The organism is Aminobacterium sp. UBA4834, assembly GCF_002400205.1.
GTDB classification, from domain to species: Bacteria; Synergistota; Synergistia; order Synergistales; family Aminobacteriaceae; genus Aminobacterium; species Aminobacterium mobile.
On sequence record NZ_DHFC01000007.1, the window covers coordinates 157,355 to 176,067 of the forward strand.

Annotated in this window: 17 protein-coding genes; 3 read left to right on the top strand and 14 right to left on the bottom strand. The window is 41.9% G+C overall.

The features are described from left to right. The 14 genes from B3L97_RS03565 to B3L97_RS03630 form a co-directional block, all read right to left on the bottom strand. Nucleotides 1-718 (bottom strand): FGGY family carbohydrate kinase (locus B3L97_RS03565; RefSeq protein WP_286934055.1); only part of this gene is annotated, 718 nt, incomplete at its 3' end. A gap of 19 nt (nucleotides 719-737) precedes the next feature. Beyond that, nucleotides 738-1,721 carry an ABC transporter permease gene (locus tag B3L97_RS03570; RefSeq protein ID WP_024822718.1) on the bottom strand — a complete coding sequence of 328 codons (984 nt, stop codon included), beginning with the start codon at nucleotides 1,719-1,721 and terminating at the stop codon, nucleotides 738-740. Beyond that, a complete protein-coding gene (locus tag B3L97_RS03575) occupies nucleotides 1,708-2,658 on the bottom strand; it encodes an ABC transporter permease (RefSeq protein ID WP_286934198.1) in 951 nt (316 codons plus the stop codon). Before B3L97_RS03575 ends, B3L97_RS03570 begins: the two co-directional genes overlap by 14 nt. A gap of 43 nt (nucleotides 2,659-2,701) precedes the next feature. Beyond that, nucleotides 2,702-4,198: a sugar ABC transporter ATP-binding protein gene (locus B3L97_RS03580; RefSeq protein ID WP_286934200.1), complete on the bottom strand. Its 1,497-nt coding sequence runs from the start codon at nucleotides 4,196-4,198 to the stop codon at nucleotides 2,702-2,704. 78 nt (nucleotides 4,199-4,276) lie between these two features. After that, entirely contained in the window at nucleotides 4,277-5,278 is a 1,002-nt protein-coding gene (locus tag B3L97_RS03585) for an autoinducer 2 ABC transporter substrate-binding protein (protein ID WP_286934059.1), read from the bottom strand. 62 nt (nucleotides 5,279-5,340) lie between these two features. Beyond that, entirely contained in the window at nucleotides 5,341-6,810 is a 1,470-nt protein-coding gene (locus tag B3L97_RS03590; RefSeq protein ID WP_286934070.1) for a rhamnulokinase, read from the bottom strand. A gap of 19 nt (nucleotides 6,811-6,829) precedes the next feature. Beyond that, on the bottom strand, nucleotides 6,830-7,471 hold the full coding sequence (locus tag B3L97_RS03595; protein WP_024822723.1) for an L-fuculose-phosphate aldolase: 642 nt from the start codon (nucleotides 7,469-7,471) through the stop codon (nucleotides 6,830-6,832). Nucleotides 7,472-7,681: 210 nt separating this feature from the next. Then, nucleotides 7,682-8,716 (bottom strand): metallophosphoesterase, encoded by a 1,035-nt coding sequence (locus tag B3L97_RS03600; protein WP_286934074.1) that lies wholly within the window; start codon nucleotides 8,714-8,716, stop codon nucleotides 7,682-7,684. 198 nt (nucleotides 8,717-8,914) lie between these two features. After that, nucleotides 8,915-9,118, bottom strand: coding sequence for a cold-shock protein (locus tag B3L97_RS03605; RefSeq protein WP_034327014.1), 204 nt, complete (start codon nucleotides 9,116-9,118; stop codon nucleotides 8,915-8,917). A gap of 185 nt (nucleotides 9,119-9,303) precedes the next feature. Continuing rightward, complete coding sequence (locus B3L97_RS03610) at nucleotides 9,304-10,530, bottom strand: ABC transporter permease (RefSeq protein WP_286846020.1); 1,227 nt, start codon at nucleotides 10,528-10,530, stop codon at nucleotides 9,304-9,306. Next, the gene (locus tag B3L97_RS03615) at nucleotides 10,524-11,219 is read right to left on the bottom strand and encodes an ABC transporter ATP-binding protein (RefSeq protein ID WP_274532068.1); all 696 of its coding nucleotides are present in this window, start codon (nucleotides 11,217-11,219) and stop codon (nucleotides 10,524-10,526) included. The genes B3L97_RS03610 and B3L97_RS03615 overlap by 7 nt, the downstream gene beginning before the upstream one ends. Next, nucleotides 11,197-12,396, bottom strand: a complete 1,200-nt coding sequence (locus B3L97_RS03620) for an efflux RND transporter periplasmic adaptor subunit (RefSeq protein ID WP_286846024.1) — start codon at nucleotides 12,394-12,396, stop codon at nucleotides 11,197-11,199. Before B3L97_RS03620 ends, B3L97_RS03615 begins: the two co-directional genes overlap by 23 nt. Continuing rightward, complete coding sequence (locus B3L97_RS03625) at nucleotides 12,393-13,664, bottom strand: TolC family protein (protein ID WP_024822729.1); 1,272 nt, start codon at nucleotides 13,662-13,664, stop codon at nucleotides 12,393-12,395. Before B3L97_RS03625 ends, B3L97_RS03620 begins: the two co-directional genes overlap by 4 nt. Nucleotides 13,665-13,868: 204 nt before the next feature. After that, nucleotides 13,869-14,198: a cupin domain-containing protein gene (locus tag B3L97_RS03630; RefSeq protein WP_024822730.1), complete on the bottom strand. Its 330-nt coding sequence runs from the start codon at nucleotides 14,196-14,198 to the stop codon at nucleotides 13,869-13,871. A gap of 399 nt (nucleotides 14,199-14,597) precedes the next feature. Between B3L97_RS03630 and B3L97_RS03635 the strand changes: the two genes are divergently transcribed. From B3L97_RS03635 to B3L97_RS03645, 3 genes are all read left to right on the top strand, one after another. Beyond that, nucleotides 14,598-14,843 (top strand): thioredoxin family protein, encoded by a 246-nt coding sequence (locus B3L97_RS03635; RefSeq protein ID WP_024822731.1) that lies wholly within the window; start codon nucleotides 14,598-14,600, stop codon nucleotides 14,841-14,843. A gap of 237 nt (nucleotides 14,844-15,080) precedes the next feature. Then, nucleotides 15,081-16,901: a C69 family dipeptidase gene (locus B3L97_RS03640; protein ID WP_286934081.1), complete on the top strand. Its 1,821-nt coding sequence runs from the start codon at nucleotides 15,081-15,083 to the stop codon at nucleotides 16,899-16,901. Nucleotides 16,902-16,950: 49 nt separating this feature from the next. Further along, complete coding sequence (locus B3L97_RS03645; protein ID WP_286934083.1) at nucleotides 16,951-18,708, top strand: ABC transporter ATP-binding protein; 1,758 nt, start codon at nucleotides 16,951-16,953, stop codon at nucleotides 18,706-18,708. The last annotated feature ends 5 nt before the right edge of the window (nucleotides 18,709-18,713 follow it).

An 18,713-nucleotide genomic window follows, 5' to 3' on the forward strand; every position in this document is an offset into this window, starting at 1 on the left:
CAGCTACAACAGGAGTCCCAGCAAGAAGCCCCGTAAGAGCAGCTCCTTCTGGAGAGAGCTTTCCCACTATATCTGACGAAGCTACTAAACGTTCAGGCTGCTTGGATACAGGAACCCCTAAGATAGAACACATTTCGTCAGACCAACCTCTTTTCCCGAGGTCGAAAATACCACCGATATTTCCAGCTGATGAATAATCGATAGCTACTTCCCCAGTGAGTTTATATATAACCCAAGCGTTGGGAGGCAAAAAAACAGCCGTTTTTTGCCATACATCTGACCAATTGTCACGTACCCACATCATCTTAGTAAAACCGTAATAGGAATCCACTGTATTGCCCGTGATCTCGTAGAGGCGCTCCAAATGTACGTGTTCTTTAACCCATTCCACCTGACGAGAGGCGCGTCGGTCCATCCAAATAAGGCAAGGCGCCAGAGGATTCATTTGACTATCGACAGGGATACCGGAACCACCATAAAGCCCACTAATAGCCATACCTACAATGTCTGCAAGAGGAACCCTTCCTACAAAGAGAAGATCACGAAGAACTTTACATGTGGCATCAAGCCAAATTTCCCCGTCCTGCTGCGCCCATAAAGGCTTCGGTTGGTCCACTCCATACTCGGCATGACTGGAAGCCACTATTTGCCCCTTTTCGCTTAGAAGAATGGCTTTCGTCCCTGACGTCCCTATATCAAGACCTATTAAATACCCCATGGAAATGCCCCCTTCTTCTCTACGCTTTAGCTTGTGGTTTTGAAAATTTATCTTTTAAAACGCTTAAAGAGATAACAAATATAAGGATTCCTCCCCACAAAGCTATAGCTAAGTGAGCACTCATGCCCAACAAATTTAATCCGCTGGATATAACCTGTAAAACCACGAGAGCTATCACAAGCCCCGCAACTTTCCCAAAACCTCCATCTGGATTGATACCTCCAAGGACAGAAGCCAATACTGTTACAAGGAGATAGGAGCTACCGTATCCCGCTCGAGCCGAATTAAAACGGGAAATCATTATAAGAGCTGCAATGCCACACAATATACCTGAAAGGATATAAACCTTTACAAGGACTTTTTTTACTTCTATTCCAGAAAAATCTGTAGCTTTAATATTTGAACCTATCATATACACACCCACGCCAAAAGGTGTTTTCTCGAGAAATATAGACACGACTATCGCACAAAAGGCAAAGATAAAAAGAGGAACAGGAATACCTGCGATAGTTCCATTTCCAATGAAAAGAATCGGAGCGGGGAACCCAGAAATAACAGATCCTTTGGTGATCAAAACGCTTAGTCCCTCTACGACAGTCATGGTCCCTAATGTGGCCAAAATAGCAGATACCCCTATATAAGAGACAACAAATCCATTAATAGCTCCTACTATAAAGGACACGAAAAGAGCCGCACTAAAAGCAAGCAAAATAACGAAGACCATACCACTGGCAGATATACCTTCATGGAGCATAGAGGTGAGTATATACGCTGCCGATATTCCCGCTACATTCGCCGTAGCAATAATAGATAAGTTAATACCGCCACTCACCATAGTTATCATCATGGCTATAGCAAGAATGCCTAATTCCGGGAGCTGAAAGGCCATAGACTGAAGATTTGCCATACTAAAAAATTGGCCATGAAGAACTAGAGAAAAGCCACTTACCAGCACGATGAGAAGCAAAAGTAAATTACGAAGTAAAGGATCACGCTTCCACATCAATATCCGCTCCCTTCCGCTCCTTGTTTTTGCTGTTCCAAGCGGTAACACTAACACTGATTAGAATCACAAAACCGATGACAATTTGATGCCAATAGGATGAAACCCCCAGGAGCGTCAATCCATTGGAAAGCACCGCAATTAAAGCTACACCCAGAAAGGTCCCTAGCAAAGACCCTGCACCACCTGCTAAATTAGCTCCCCCCAGAACAACAGCTGCCAGAACTTCCAGCTCTCGCCCCACAATAGAGTTCGGTGCTACTGTTTGAACTACCTGAGCCTGGATAATAGCAGCCCAGGCCGCTACCAAACCCATATAACAATAAACAAAAACATGGATACCTAATATATTGAACCCCATGCGTTTGGCAGCCTCCTGATGACCGCCCATAGCGTAAATTCCACGTCCTAAAACAGTTTTATTTAATAGAAATGCAGTAAAAGCAAAGGCTACTATAAGAGCCACTATTGGCATGGAAAGGCTATAAATATTCCCCGAACTACTTTGAAATCTGAAGAGTTCCCACCCATTCACAAACCACTCAGGAAAATCATACAGCCATTTACCCTTAGTAATAAAAATAAGCAATCCATAAAAAATATTAAGGGTAGAAATAGTGATAATAATGGCCGAAACCTTTAAATAGTGAACAAGCAGACCGTTAATCGCTCCCAAAGTTATACCAATGGCTCCAGCCATGGCAAAAGCAGTAAACCAGCTTCCACCATGTTTGATAATATACATAGCCACCACATATTGGGCCACTGTAGCTGTCGCCGTAAAAGAGATATCGATACCACCCGATATAAGGACAACAAGCAGACCGGTAGCCATAATGCCTACAAAAGAATAGCTCACGAGCAAATCAAACAGATTCTCGAGAGAAAAGAAATCTTCAGTAGCTACAGAAAGGAATGCCCCCATAAGAAACAACACTACGAGCAAATAAAATTCTCCACGTTTCATAAAGTTCAGTAGTTTAGTATTCATTGATCTTCTGGGTCAACTCCTTTTCTGTAATTTGAGCGGGAAAGCATTCTCCAACAATATGTCCTTTTCTCATGACCAAAACACGATGGCAATTATAAAGAACCTCCGGAACTTCATCTGATATTATAATGATCCCCATTCCCTGCAAGGCTAAATCTTTCACAACCTGATACAACCCATTCTTAGCAGCTATATCCACACCTACGGTAGGAGAGTCAAGAATTAGAATTCTGGGAGACGTAGCCAGCCACTTTGATAAAACTACCTTCTGCTGGTTGCCGCCAGACAAGGTTTTCACAGCTATGTCAGGAGTCGAGACCTTAATATTCAATTCGTTAACCCATTTTTTAAAACACGATGCTTTTTTCTCCCGGTCAATGAGATTTCCCTTCCCGAGAATCTGATCCATAATCGTTAAAATCATATTATTATCTGCCGGCTGATCAAGAATAAGCCCCAAAGAAAGCCTATCTTCCGACACATACCCTATGCCAGCTGCAATAGCATCTCTTTTATTAGATAGAGAAACCGGCCTCCCATCAAGACGAATCTCTCCGCTATCTGGAGGATTAGCCCCAAAAAGCGAGAGAGCCAATTCGGTGCGCCCGGATCCTAAAAGACCTGTAATCCCCAGAATCTCCCCTTCATGAAGAGAAAAAGAGATATCTTTATAGTTCTTTTCCTTGCAGAGGTTTTCTACCTCTAAAATAACCTCTTCCTTATTATATGGAGAGCAATTCACCTCATATTTAAACTGCTGACCTGTCATTAAAAACGCCAGTTTATGATCATCTAATTCTGAGGCTTCATAGACCCCGACTTTCTCTCCATCTCGAAGAACTGTCACTCGTTGGGCTATCTCCATAATTTCGTCGAGCCGGTGGCTTACAAATAATATCGTGATTTTTCGAGATTGAAGATCCCGAACTACCCGAAAGAGAGCATCAACTTCATTCCGCGTAAGGGAAGCTGTCGGTTCATCCATAATGACAAGCCTCGCCTCATTGGCTATAGCCCGACAAATAGCCACTAACTGTCGATCTGCTATGGAGAGCTCTCCTACCGTTTTCTCTAATGGAAGAGAGATTCCTATTTTATTCATCGCCGCTTCAGAACGCTGTATCAAATTCTTCCGGTCTACAAACATGCGGCCTTTCTCTAAATATTGGCCAATACCAATATTCTCCGCTACAGATAAATTAGGAAAAAGAGACAGGTCTTGATAAATAACCTGGATCCCCTTATTTATAGACTCCAAAGGAGTTAAATGGGAAAGAATCTCCCCATTAATATGAATTTCCGCTCCTTCTTCCGCCTGATATACCCCAGATATAATTTTAATAAGAGTGCTCTTACCTGACCCATTCCCTCCCACAAGGCAATGGATCTCCCCCTTACATAAATCGAAATCCACACCTTTTAAGGCCTGAACTCCGCCAAAATTTTTACGAATATTTTTCAGCTCAAGGAATTTTTCTAGCTCCATCAACACCCATCAGTCCCCACTTACAAGATAAAGGTGCGGGTCGAACAAAGGCCCGCACCTTGTCTTTTATTATTCAGGCTAAAAACCGAGAGATTCGGCGTTCTCTGCCGTAATATCGAGAATTTTATCGAACTTAAGTACTTTGCCCTTCGTCTCTGGATCTTCAAAAAGCTGGATAGCTCCAAGATCTTTTATTTCCATGCCATCGGTAATGGTCTTACCCTGAAGAATTTCTCGAGCTACTGCCACCATAGCATATCCTGCATCTGCTGGATCCCAAAGGTAGCCGTGGGTAATATATCCTTCCTTAAGATATGGAGCAGCATGGCTCGGAATAACTGTTCCAACCACAGCAATCTGGCCTTTCATATCTTTCTTTTTAAGAGCCTGGGCGGCGCCGATGGGGCCAAGGCTTCCAAAACCAACGATACCCTTCAGGTTCGGATAGGTTTTTGTAAGCTCCATGGTCTTTTTGAAAGATTCCTCAACGCTCTCTCCACAAGGGATACGATCGGTAACGAGTTTCATTTCCGGATATTTAGCTTTTACATATTCAAGACCTACATTAGCCCAATAGTTGTGAAGAGGCACAGTCAAGCCACCTACAAAAAGAGCAAATTCTCCTTTGCCTCCCATAGCCTGGGCAAGAGTCTCGAAGTTTTCTTCTCCGAACTTTTTGCTGTCGATAAGCTCGATATCATAGTCGGCACCCTTCTGTTTGTCCGACTCGTGAGTTAAAACAATGATGCCTTTGGATCTGGCTTTCTCGAAGACAGGTTCAAGAGCCTTCGCATCATTGGGCACCACACAAATAGCGTCTACACCCTTGGCGATAAGGTCTTCTATAATTTTTACCTGCTGTGCCGGATCTGCATCGGAAGGTCCCTGCTGATAGGCCTTTACATCATCAAACTCTGCGTCAGCTTTTTTCACGCCTTCTTCCAAGCGGTTGAACCAAGGAATTCCATTAATTTTAACCACTACTGCAATTTCGTGCTCTTTAGCCAAAGCACAGCCTGTAAATACTAGAGCTAGGGCTAGGGCTAGGGCTAAAGCCATGATTCGTGTTACTCTTTTCATGCTATCCACACTCCTTTAGATTTTATGTAATTACTTGTTAAAGGGGGAAGTTCCCTTCCACCTCACAGCCTTTCCATAAAAACATTCAAAGCTTCTACCCAAAAAGACATGTTCCGAGGTTTATAAACTTTTAGATTCAAAGAATTTCGGACTATACGCCGTCCCTCTTCTAGACCGGATATTAGCCCTTGTGCCTTCAGCTGAGCTAGCATATTTCCCAGCGCAGTCGCTTCTATTGGTCCAGCTACAACAGTTTTACCAGAAGCATTCGCCGTAAATTGGCAAAGGAGTTCTGCCTGAGACCCTCCCCCCACAATATGCACTACATCTATAGCTGTCCCTAACGTTTTTTCTATGCCTTGGAGCACATAAGCATGGTTTAAAGCAAGACTTTCATATATGGAACGCGCCATTTCGGCCACGCCCTCTGGAGCATCCTCTCCCCTATCTAGAAAGAACCCCCTAATTTCATCTGGCATATTAAGTGGATTCATAAAGCGGGGATCGTCAGGATAAAAAATATGCTGTAACGGCTCCGCCATCTCCGCTGCTTCATGGATTTCACTATAGGAAAGCTCCTTCCCTTCCTCCTCCCAAATACGACGACACTCTTGAATAAGCCACAAGCCGCAAAGAATTTTATGGTAAAAAATCTTATTTCCCACGCTACACTCATTGGTAAAATTAGCATTCAAAGAGTGAGAACTTCGCTCTGGACTATCAAGCTCTCGCCCTAAAAGTGACCAGGTCCCGGCACTGATCACAGCCGAAGCAGACGTTTCCGTGGGTGCAGCAGAAAGAGCTGAAGCCGTATCATGTCCGCCAACTGCCACCACTGTCACCTCATTGCCCAATCCGGTTTCAGCTTGTACATAGGGAGATAGCGGCCCAATAATGGTTCCTGGAGATATTAAAGGGCACAAGAAATGGTGCGGAATCTCCAAGCACTCTAAAAGCCCTCGATCCCACGACCGCGTCGCTGGATCAAGAAACTGAGAGGTAGACGCTATTGTAATCTCGTTAAAATATTGGCCTGTAAGAAAATATGTAAATAAATCTGGAGGGAATAAGAGTTTTTCTGCCTGATTTAAAAGCCAAGGTCGGCTTTTCTTTTCGGCAAAAAGCTGCACAAGAGAGTTAAACTGAATGAACATAATACCTGTACGAGAATAAATTTCTTCCCGCGCAACATTTTGAAAAATTTCACTGTAAAGCCCTTCTGTCCTCGGATCTCGATAGTGATGTACTGGCGCCATAAGTTGTCCTGTTTTATCAACAAAAGCACAATCGACGCCCCAAGTATCTATACCTACAGTAAAGGGGGCTCCTTGCGCTAACTGTCCCGCATTTCTTAGAGCTACCAACATTTCATCATATATTCTTAAGATATCCCAATACCAAGAACCGTTGAGTCGAATAGGGCCATTAGGAAAAGAATGGATCACTTCAAAAGAGAGCTGGCCATCTTTGTAAGTTCCCCATAAAGCCCTTCCCGTCGAACTGCCGAGGTCAAAAGCAAGAAGGTGCGTCATATCCCCTTGTATCATTGGTCTATTGTTGTCCATACCCTGCAAACTTGCGAACGACCTCAGCCATTTCCTCATCTGGAAGAATCACTGGCTCTCCAATACACTTCGTTCGATAATAAATCTCAGACACCAACTCTATCTCCTCTGCAGTACCAAAAGCTCCGGGAAGAGTTGCGCCTACTGCAAGCAATCCGTGATTGGCCATAAGAACCGCATTATATTGTCCTATGGACTCTGCCACGTTATGAGCAAGTTCTGGAGTTCCATAGGTGGCATAAGACGCTAAAGGAACTTTATTTCCTGAAAATCCAATGAGATAATGAACAGCAGGAAGTTCCCATCTTAAACAAGCGATAGTTGTAGCAAAAACAGAGTGGGTATGCACAACGGCACAAACATCGCTCCTTTTATGATATAAAGCTAGATGCATAGCAGTTTCACTGGAAGGTTTTTTTACACCCTCTATAATATTCCCTTCAATATCCATCACCAAAACATCTTCTGGTTCCATCTCGAAGTAATCGATCCCGGTCGGGGTAATGGCTACTTCTCCACGGACTCTATCAAAAATACTAATATTGCCTCCTGTTCCTGTTGTCAACCTAGAAGTAACCATTTTTTGACAATATTCCACTATCGCTTCTCGTTCAGAACGAAGTCGCATTTTATATCCTCCCATCATTTCACTCTATAAACTATAAAAGAAGTGTCACATAATCGTACACTAAAGATAGCCATAATATGCGACTATTGCAATGGCAAGACCAACGATTCCCGTATCTTATCAGCTGAGATATAGCCAAAATAATGGTCCTAAATGCGGAAATCGCATTTTTTAGAGGAAAGCATTGATGTTTGTGAAAAAAGGAAGGTATTAACATGTCATTTCTTTATATTCCATTTTTAGAGCTATTAGAAGGTAATAATATCCTTTTTTCTGAGCATTTTCTATGGCTATTTCCATATTTTGCGGGGTTGCCCGACGAATTAGCCTTTGGAAAGACATGACATCCCTGCCATCAAGAGTTTTCCCATACTTCAGCCATGCATTCAGCAGGTCTCCGTGGTTATCTATAACGTCAAGAAGAGATTGAGACTGAAGTAAAATCTGGGTAAGGCTTTTTTCTTGAGGTTCTTTAAGAGGCAAACTGCCAGAAGAAGTAAGCCCTTCCTCAATAGGCACTACGAGACGATATAAGGCTTGGAAACACTTCCGAGGAACAACATCTATACAAAAAGGTGGAGTTTGGACATGCAAGTGGCCAAAGTACCACCTCCGAAAAGAGAGACGAGAAACAATTGTATTGAGATAAATAGCTACAGGATCCCTGGGCACATGAGCAAGTTTCAGCTTTGCGCCGATATATTTCTTATGGCAAAGCTCTATTAATACTAGATTTGGGGCCATATGGGTAAAAACATAATCAACTTTCCATTGAACCTGATCTAAAGACTGCCACCCCCTCGCCATCTCTTCCTCTGAGGGAATTTCTCGTTCCCACCATGAAATACCAGGTCTCCGCATATTTTTATCGAGACTTAAAGCCCCTCCGAAGCAAAAACAGCGAAATCCCTCTATAGTGTATATATATCCTCGTTTTAGATGGAATATATTGTCAGATACAACTCCAACGGAATTTCCAAAACGTTCTATTTCTGGAAGATGATCAAGACGTGTAAAGTTTTCGTGATTTCCATCAATAAATAAGGTATTCCATGGCATGGAAGAAAGCCAGGTAAGCCACTTTTGTTCTCGTTCCGTAAGGCAAGGATCGAATAAAAGGCCAAAATCACCCATAATTACAAGGTGATCTTCTGGGGTGAGATATTTCCCCACTGTATAATAAAAAGGCAATAGTTCATCTATCTCCACTGTTCCATGTTTATCGCCTGTTACATAAATAGACATGAGCCCTCCCTTAAGAATAGCGTAGATAAATAATATCATAAATAGTTAAACAAATTGTTTTCGCATTTCATTGCTTTAGCTCGATAAAGAACAGCTTCTTGAAAAAGATGCCTTTAGAGAGGATCATTCAATTAAAAAAGGTGGATGCCCCTTACGGGACACCCACCTTTATCCTTCAAGTTGTATTAAAGGGAACTCCTACAGAGGTCTAACGTTGCTAGCCTGTGGACCTTTCTGACCAGACTCAACATCGAAAGAAACCTTCTGCCCTTCGTCAAGAGTCTTAAAGCCATCAACCTGAATAGCACTAAAATGGACAAAATAATCTTTCCCATCTTCGCCGGTGATAAAACCATAGCCCTTGCTGCCGTTAAACCATTTTACTGTTCCTTGTGTCAAAATGTTGCCTCCTAAAAATGTTATTGTGCTGCTGTTATTTTGCAACTTAGTAAGTTTACAGGAGAAAATGATAATAGTCAAGAAAGTTTTTGAAATTTGTACGGACAAATCTCGTTAAGTTTCTATTTCGCTTTGCTACTCCTTTAAACCGAACGAAAGAAATGACAGCACACACTGATAATTCCCTGTTATTCATATCTCAGAGCATCTATAGGATTGAGCAAAGAGGCTTTGTAGGCTGGATAAAAACCAAAAAAAATACCCACACATCCAGAGAACCCAAAAGAAAGAATTATAGAAAGCACTGAAATATCAGTAGTCCATCCCAAGACTCTCGAAAAAAACTCAGCCCCTGCAACTCCCAGAACAATACCAACAACGCCTCCCAAAAGAGAGAGGATAAGAGCTTCCATAAGAAATTGAAGTCTAATATCCGCCTTTTTAGCTCCTATAGCCATCCGGATACCGATCTCCCGCGTTCGTTCCGTCACTGATACGAGCATAATATTCATAATGCCAATACCACCTACTAAGAGAGAAACTCCCGCTACAGCTGTAAGAAGCAGACTCATTACTCGAGTAGCACTCTTAGCGTTTTCCACCATTTGCGCTAAATTCCGAACCGTAAAATCGCTGTCTTCTCCCGGTTTAATGCGATGACGCTGCGCCAGAAGGCTTTCAATTTGCTCTTGCGCTCTATCTAAATGATATTCCGAAAGTGCTTTTACGGAAATTGAGGAAGTCATCCCCATCTTAGGGGGACTGATCATTCTTCTTTGAACTGTTGTAATAGGAACCAATATAATATCGTCTTCGTCACGCCCCATAGGACTTTCCCCAATCTTCGCCAAAACACCAATTACCATTACAGGTACACCTTTTAAACGTATTACTTTCCCCAAAGGATCTTCGCTGCCAAACAAATTTTCGACAATTGTTTCTCCGATAATACACACCTTCGTAGCACTTCGAATATCCTGTTCCACAAAGGTCCTGCCTGAAACCAAAGAAAGATCCCGCACAAAAAGGTAATCGGCCGTAGTTCCCGTAACCTGCCCAGGATAGTTTTCGTTACCATAAACAGCCTGAAGCGTGCCCCCGTAAGTAGGTGCGGAATAGGCAACTGCGCTACATTCTTCGCGGATAGCCTCCGCATCTTCCACTGTCAGTGTATATGCCGAATAACTTCGCACTCCACCTACTGACCTATCTGTACTGGGTCGCACTATAATCATGTTACTGCCAAGGCTAGAAAATCTGTCAGCTATCTCGCGGTTAGCGCCAGATCCTATAGCAAACATAATAATAACCGCCATAACCCCAATAACGATTCCCAACATGGTCAATGCCGATCTCGTTTTATTGGCACGAAGAGATCGAAAAGATATTTTTATAGTCTCATACAGACTTAACATGCAATCCTCACTTCTTCGTCTCTTATCATAATCCCATCTTTAAAAGTTATAATCCGCGTCCCGAAACGAGCCATATCCAATTCGTGAGTTACCTGAATAATCGTTTTGCCCGTCTCTTTATTCAACCGGACGAAAAGATCCATAACATCTTCGCCTGTTCTACTATCAAGATTGCCCGTGGGTTCGTCAGCAAGAATAAGAGGGGCATCATTAACTAATGCTCTCGCAATGGCGACTCGTTGCTGCTGGCCGCCAGAAAGCTGTTGAGGTTGATGACCGGCTCTTTCTTCTAACCCTACAATTTGGAGGGCATGGAGAGCCTGTTTGTGCCGAGCCTTCGCTGGTATGCCTCTGTATAGCATAGGAAGCTCTACATTCTCAAGCGCAGTCATTCGAGGCAGAAGGTTAAATCCCTGAAAAACAAAACCAATCGTGTTTTTACGAATTTCAGCCAATTGATCTTTATCTAAAGAGCTTACGTCAGTACCATTAAGAAAATAATGTCCTTCCGTTGGGATATCGAGACATCCTAAAATATTCATTAAAGTGGATTTCCCCGACCCCGAAGCTCCCATAATCGAAAGAAACTCTCCTTTTCTTACAGAAAAAGTCACGCCTCTCAAAGCCCAGACTTCCACTTCTCCCATGACATAAGATTTATGAATATTATCGACGCGGACCAGGCACAAAGGGAGACCCCCTTCCAGTCGTAGTCTCCTTGCCGAATACAACTCCCGTAACAATTTTCATACCTTCCTTTACTTCTCCTGAAATCTCGGTATCCATACCGTCTGAGATCCCTATAGTTATAGGAACTGGCTGGAAAGCTTTCCCATCATAGAGCCAAAGGTTTTTAGTGTAAGAATGAGGAGAAGAGGGTGCAGATGTATTGTGTACCTCTCCGTTAAAAACTCCCAATTCTGAATTTGGTTTAAAGCGGAGGGCAGCGTTAGAGATCTTCAATACACCAGACTTCTTAATTGTCTCTATTATCACGTTAGCTGTCATGCCAGGCATAAGTTTGAGTTCTGGATTCTGCACTTTAATAATGACCGTATATGTTACGATATTTCCTTCGGTGTTAGGAGCTAAACGAATTTCCTCCACGAAACCGTGGAACGTTACATCAGCATAAGCATCCACCGTAAACTGCACGCCTTGTCCTGCCTGAATTAAGCCAATGTCTGCTTCGTCTATATCTGCTTCTACCTTCATCTGTGTCAGGTCTTCCGCTATAGTAAAAAGAGTTGGAGCAGATTGGGTGGCATTCACTGTCTGCCCCACTTCCACTGCTCTGTCTATAACCACTCCGTTAATAGGAGACGCTATTTTCGCGTATCCCAAGCTAATTTTTTTGTGTTTTAAGCTCGCTTTAGTTTGCTCTACATTAGCTTGCGCCGCTTTTAGTTGAGCTATTGCTGTATCATATTCCGTCTGTGCTTCGTCGAGTTCGCTCTCCGCAATAAGATTTCGGGAAAAAAGTTCTTTTTTCCTATCCCTACTCTTTTTCGTATCTTTCACTGAAGTTTCTGCTTTCAAGACATTGGCCTGAGCTGCTAAAACGTCAGCCTCTGCTGACTCAACATTAGCCTGTAACAAAGACGGATCAATTTCAGCGATAAGCTGACCTTTTTTCACTGAAGAGTTAAAATCCACGTAGATAGCCTTAATAGTGCCCGTCACCTGCGTTCCTACATTCACCGTATTAACAGCCTCCACTCTGCCAGTAGCAGAAACAGTCTTCACAATTTCGCCTCTCACTATAGGTACAGTCTCTACAGTAAAAATTGGGGACGTACCTCTGCGAAAGAAAAAATAACTACCGATAAGAGCCATCACCACAAAAAAGGCCGCGAACTTTTTCATTCTAAAGAACCTCCAACTGCTTTTTCCAGGGCAGTCCAAGCTCGCCAATGATCATAAAGAGCTGCCCAATACTCCTTTCTAGCTTCCTTATATTTTTCAGTCGCGTCAGCCACTTCAATAGGAGATCCTACTCCTACTCTATATCTATTTTGAGCAATATCCAGGTTTTCCTCTGATTGAGACACCACTTTTTCTGCCACCTTCAAAACATCGAAAGAATCTGTGAATTCTAAATAAGATTGCTCTACCTCTTTCTGAACGTCAGAACGAAGAGATTCAACTTCTGATTCTGCTATCTCCAGCTCCACCTTTGCTTGTTTTATTTTTTCTGTCTGCAAGCCTCCGTCATAAAGGGGAAACTGCACGGTCATTCCCATAGACCAATTGTCATCCTCTGTAAAAGAGCTGCCGCCAACAGTATATTTCCCCGACGCTTTCAATTCAGGAGAGTTTTCTTTCGCCGCTAAACGAATATTTTGATATGCTGCCATACTATCCGTTTTTTTTGCCTGTAATTCTGGCCGGGACGAAAAAGCTCTTTTCTGTATTTCTTCTAGATTCAGAGACACCTCTTGCGTCGACACTATATCTTGCAGGGAATAATCTATAGGAGTAGTAATTCCCATGGCATTATCCAAAGCTGTTTTCGCCTTCTTAACGGCTGTCTTCGCTGTAATAACACCTAACTGAGCCTTACTCAAATCTACATCAGCAGTTGTAACATCATACTTAGAAACAGATCCGACTGAATAAAATCCCTGGGCCTGGTCTAAAAGCAACTGGTAAAGTCTCAATGTTTCCTCTGCTACCTCGACATTTTTTTGTGCTTCAAGAAGATCAAAATACGACTTTTTTACGTTATATACAATCAAAAGTTCCGTTTCCTTCAGAGTATAAAAAGCACTCTCTTTCTGAAGCGAAGAAACTTCTATTTCCACATCTGTCTTACCACCATCTGAAATAAGTTGTGATGCCCCAGCGCTACTCGAATAAATTTCTCTATCTCTGGTAGAAGAACTATCTTGCCGAGTATATCCAGTAGCAATATCTACTTGAGGCTTCAATTTTGATTTGACCTGGCCTATTCGACTATCAGCAACATATACTTTTCCTTGCGCACTTTTAAGATCGGGGTGGTGAGCAAGGGCCATAGTTACACACTTATTAAGATCCCAAATCTCCGCTACTGGTATTGCCTCTATTCCTTGAGCGAGACTTGCCCAACATAAAAATAGAAAAACAGAAGAAAAACAAAGACGTTTCTTCATCACTCTTCTCCTTCTAAATATATTTCCTGAAAGAACCCCTTTTGCAAAGCAAAAAAAGATAGAGAACGTTACAAACAGGTTATCTGGAATCACAAACACTATAATTTATACACGGAAAAAGAATCTTATGTATCAGGAAATATATGGAGATTTGAATAATATATTCAAAAGGGTCTCCCACAGAAATGGAGACCTTTTTTTCATTTAAGAACGAATCATCACTAATGCCATTTTGAAAGCTTCTACCGCTTTCAAAGCATGAGGAACATTGGCGGGCATAATAAGCCACTCCCCTTGAGCTACAAGTTGAGATACACCTCCAAGACTAATCTCTGCCTTCCCATTAAGGATTTGAACCAAAGCATCGTAAGGAGCTGTATGCTCACTCAGAGCCTGCCCTTTATCAAAAGCAAAAAGAGTTACAGTGCCGGTAGGATGATCAATAAGTGTACGGCTTACCACTGAGCCAACTTGAACTTCTACCATTTTTTCAGCCTCAAATTTTGTTCCCTTCTCGAATATTTTCTGACTCATCACTATCGCTCCTTTATGTATAAATTCGTTTATTTACACGGTTATTATGCTAGCATAAACCCTACTAAATTACTAATGATTATTTTGGGTCTTTTACAACTCTCCTTACGTTTTTCTCAGCCTCTCCTCAAAAAAGAAATGCCTCTTTAATTACTTATAAAAAATATCTTTATCCCAAATCCTCTATATAAACTAGAAACAAGATATGAAAAGATATAATCTTTTCAGGATAACAATGAATATTCAATAAAAATAGCTCTTAACTATTTGTAATCAACAGAGTTACCCTAAATCTCCATTTTGCAAATACGAATTGTGTGCTATGCTGATTATTGAAAATATTTAATAAAAACCCTCGCTGGCGCCAGTACTTTTGAGAGGAAAAGGAGGCAGAGAAAAATGAAGATTCAGGTCATTGGGCGAATATGCCCAGATTGTGACAAGGTTTTCGAGATGACCAAACAGACTCTGACTACCCTTAATATTGTTAATGACATTGAGCGCGTAACAGAGACAAGGGAGATCATCAAACATTTTGGGATGGTGCATATCCCAGCCGTAGCTGTAGATGGGAAAGTACTTTTTTCTGGAGAGATTCCTAACGAGGAAAAAATGAAAAAGCTCTTCTCTCGATACAGAAACTGAATTAATAGAAACAAATAAACTTACCGTAACACCCCTTACGGAAAAAGTTTCGAAAGAGATGCCCTAGGGCATCTCTTTTTTTAATGAAGGCGAAAGATGCTCTTTTAGTTTTCTCTTATTTTTTAAAGTTTGTCAAAAAAGCCGTTATCATAATAGACAGAGAATAGGATATTATAAAAAATAGCTCTCAAGAAGAGGGCCTCAAAATATTAAAAGAGTAGGGAAGGAGTTTTTATAGTGTTTTCTACCTTCTTAATTCTTTCTGTTCTTCTTGGCATCTTAGTTCCTGTTCGTCGCGCTAGTGCCTGTAGCGGTCTTATATTAGGGAAAGATGTTTCCCCTACAGGGAAAGTTCTTGTTGCTCATAATGAAGACGATAGTGATCGTCTTTTAGTGCGACATGCCCTTGTCCCCCCAAGAGACCACAAGCCTGGAACAACTTTTACATGCGAAGAGGAATCTGCCCATATCCCACAAATACCCCATACTTTTGGTTTTTTCTGGAGTGAAGTCCGAGGTGAACGTGGCCTTTCAAATGCAGATATATTCTATAACGACCACGGTGTTGGTATTTTTAGTGACAGCTGTCGACATATACGATCTGATCATGAGCCCGATTGCATAGCTGGCGGGATTGGATATGGCCTCCGCCGCGCTTTAGCTGAACAAGCTTACAGTGCTGACCATGGCGTAATATTGGCCATGAAGCTATTAGAACAATATGGATACCGAGATTCAGGTAGATGCTATATTATTGCCGATGCTAACGAAGCATGGATGATACAAGTAGTTCATGGCCAACACTATTGTGCCGTACAAATACGAGACGATGAAGCCGCTTTCATCCCTAACCATTACACCATCCGTAAAGGCGATCTAAATAATAGAAAGTTTTATTGCTCAAAAGATCTTCTGAATTACGCCTCACAAAAAGGCTGGGTATCGCCCCATGTGTTAGAAGAAAAAGATTTTGATTTTGCGAAAGCGTTCCAAAACCCTAAACGGTGGCGTCATAAGTTCAATACATTTCGTCAACGTCATGCTCTTTCGATTCTCACTGGCAGGGAATGGGGGGTCAATGAAGAGCTCCCAATGACAGTGCACCCAGGTAAAAAAATAGAATTTGATAAAATCAAGGCTATTTTCCGTAGCCACTATGAAGGTACAGCTGATGATTTACGTATGGATTTTTCAGGCTTTTCTCCTCACTATACTCCCTTACGGCGGATCTGCACTGGAACAACAGTAGAAGGGATTATAGCCGCCTTTCATGAATATCCAGAGCTCACTTGTCTTTGGATTGCCCCCGGCCGTCCTTGTTCTCACCCTTATATTCCATTACATGGCGGCATTCTCTCTTTACCAGAAGGACTTTCCCCCATAAAAAGACCTATTCCTGCTCTGGAAGAGCATTGTCAACCGGATATGTCTCTCCTTGATATAGACTCAAAAAAATGGTGGAATATTACTCAACAACAAATAATTACAGACTTGCTTTATAAAGATATCCATCCCTCTTTACAAAATTGGATCTCTTTTTATGAAGATTCTCTTATGAAACAAGAGGAAGAAATACGCCAGAAAGCTGAAACTTTGATGCTCTCTGGAGAAAAAGAGGAGGCCAGAACGCTTCTTACCGCATGGGGGGAAACTATTTCGCGACAAACAGCAGAAAAGCTGGAAAAGTTTTTCGCCCCCTTTGCTCCCATCTCACTGCTAACAAGCGCCACAAATATATTTAAGGGAGATAGATCTACCGAGCTTGTTGTCCGTTTCAACTTAAAAGGTCGACACCCCGTAGAGAAATCAATTCTTATGGGACAGGGGGGGCTCAACCATACTTTATGGGCAACGCCTATAGACCAAAGTCTTCTGGAAGAGAATGGTCTCTGGACTCTTCGTTTCCGAGTCCGAGAGCTTACAGAAAAAGCACTTCCATGCCGCTCTGATTTTTGGCTTGCCGGACATGATATTGAGGGTAAAACCTTTATAGCCCGTACTATTATGCAAGTGTATCCACAGCGAGAAGATAACACGTTCCTCTATAACGGTAAATAACAAGCACCAGTTTTTACACAACTCGGGGACATAGCAAGGAGAGAATAAAATGGATTACATTTTAAAGCTCCGTTCTTTTTTAAAACCATATAAGAAACAATCTTTTATAGCTCTTCTTCTACTCGTATCTCTTGTTGTAATGGATCTTTTTATTCCTCGACTTATACAAAGAATCATTGATTACGGCATAACAGCTCGCAATCGTCAAATTGTAATTCATACGGCCTTGTTAATGGTCAGTCTCTCTGTTTTAGGTGCCTTCACCGCCATTGGGAACAACTTTTTTTCCATACAAGTTGGAGAAGGTGTAGCTCGAGATCTACGAGAACATCTCTTTTTCAAGATCCAAAACTATTCTTTCAGCGACCTCGACAAGCAAAAGACAGGAGAAATTATGGTGCGCCTTACCAGCGATGTAAACACAATAAAAGGTCTTGTACAAATGTCTTTACGTATAGGGACACGAGCACCGCTGCTCATGATTGGCAGTCTCATCCTTATGTTTAAAACAAGTCAAAAGCTGGCCTTCACCATTCTGCCCCTTCTTCTGCTTACATCAGGAGTTCTATTTTTTTTCATACTTAAAATAGAACCCCTTTTTCAATCTATACAACAAAAGCTAGACCGACTTAATACTGTTTTACAAGAAAACATCAGCGGAATACGGTTAGTCAAAGCTTTTGTGCGAGCTCATTCAGAAAGTCAACGATTTGAGGTCTGCAATGAAGCACTCTTCGATCAATCCGTTAAAGTTATGATGCTCATGTCTTACATGGCACCCATACTAACGCTTCTCGTAAACATCGGCATAGTAATAGTACTGTGGACTGGAGGGTTTCAGGCAGCTCAAGGAAATATAACCACAGGACAAATAGTGGCTTTCACGAATTACCTTCTCACTACCATGACCCCTCTTGTAATGATGACAATGCTATCGAATGTTTGGGCAAGCGGAATTATTTCAGCTCAGCGTATACAAGAAATCATGGAAACATCACCAGACACACGCAAGCGATTAGAAAAAATAGCACTGCCCCCTACAATTCAGGGGCATATTGTTTTTGAAGATGTTTCTTTCAGCTATAATAGCGACAACTCTAGGGAGTCAACCTTAAAAGGAATCAATTTTGAAGCTCTTCCAGGAGAAACAGTGGCTATTCTTGGCGCTACTGGATCTGGTAAATCCACTCTCGTCAACTTAATTCCAAGATTTTATGACGTTACTGTCGGTCGAATTTTAATTGATGGACTTGATATACAGACTATTCAACATAGCTCGTTGCTCGCCCATATAGGCATTGTTCCTCAAGAAATTATTCTCTTTTCAGGAACTGTACGAGATAACATCTGTTACGGCTCGCCCCATGCTACTGATGAAGAGATAATTACTGCTGCCCACATAGCTCAAGTCCATGACTTTATTATGGGTCTCCCCCAAGGATACAATTCTTATATTGAGCAACGTGGCATGAACTTGTCTGGCGGCCAAAAACAACGTATCGCCATTGCTCGAGCCATTCTTCCTCGTCCTCAAATTCTAATCCTCGATGACAGCACCAGTGCAGTGGATATAGAAACTGAAACGAAAATACAGAACGCTATTAAAGTTTTTGCTGCAAAACAAACCATCTTTATAGTGGCTCAGCGCATCTCTACCGTATTAAATGCCGATAAAATAATAGTTTTAGATAACGGACATATAGTAGCAGAGGGGCCTCATAACAAATTGATACAGACAAACTCTATCTATCAAGAAATTTACATATCACAGCTTGGCGAAAAAAGTGGACAAGAAAGACAGGTATAATAAAG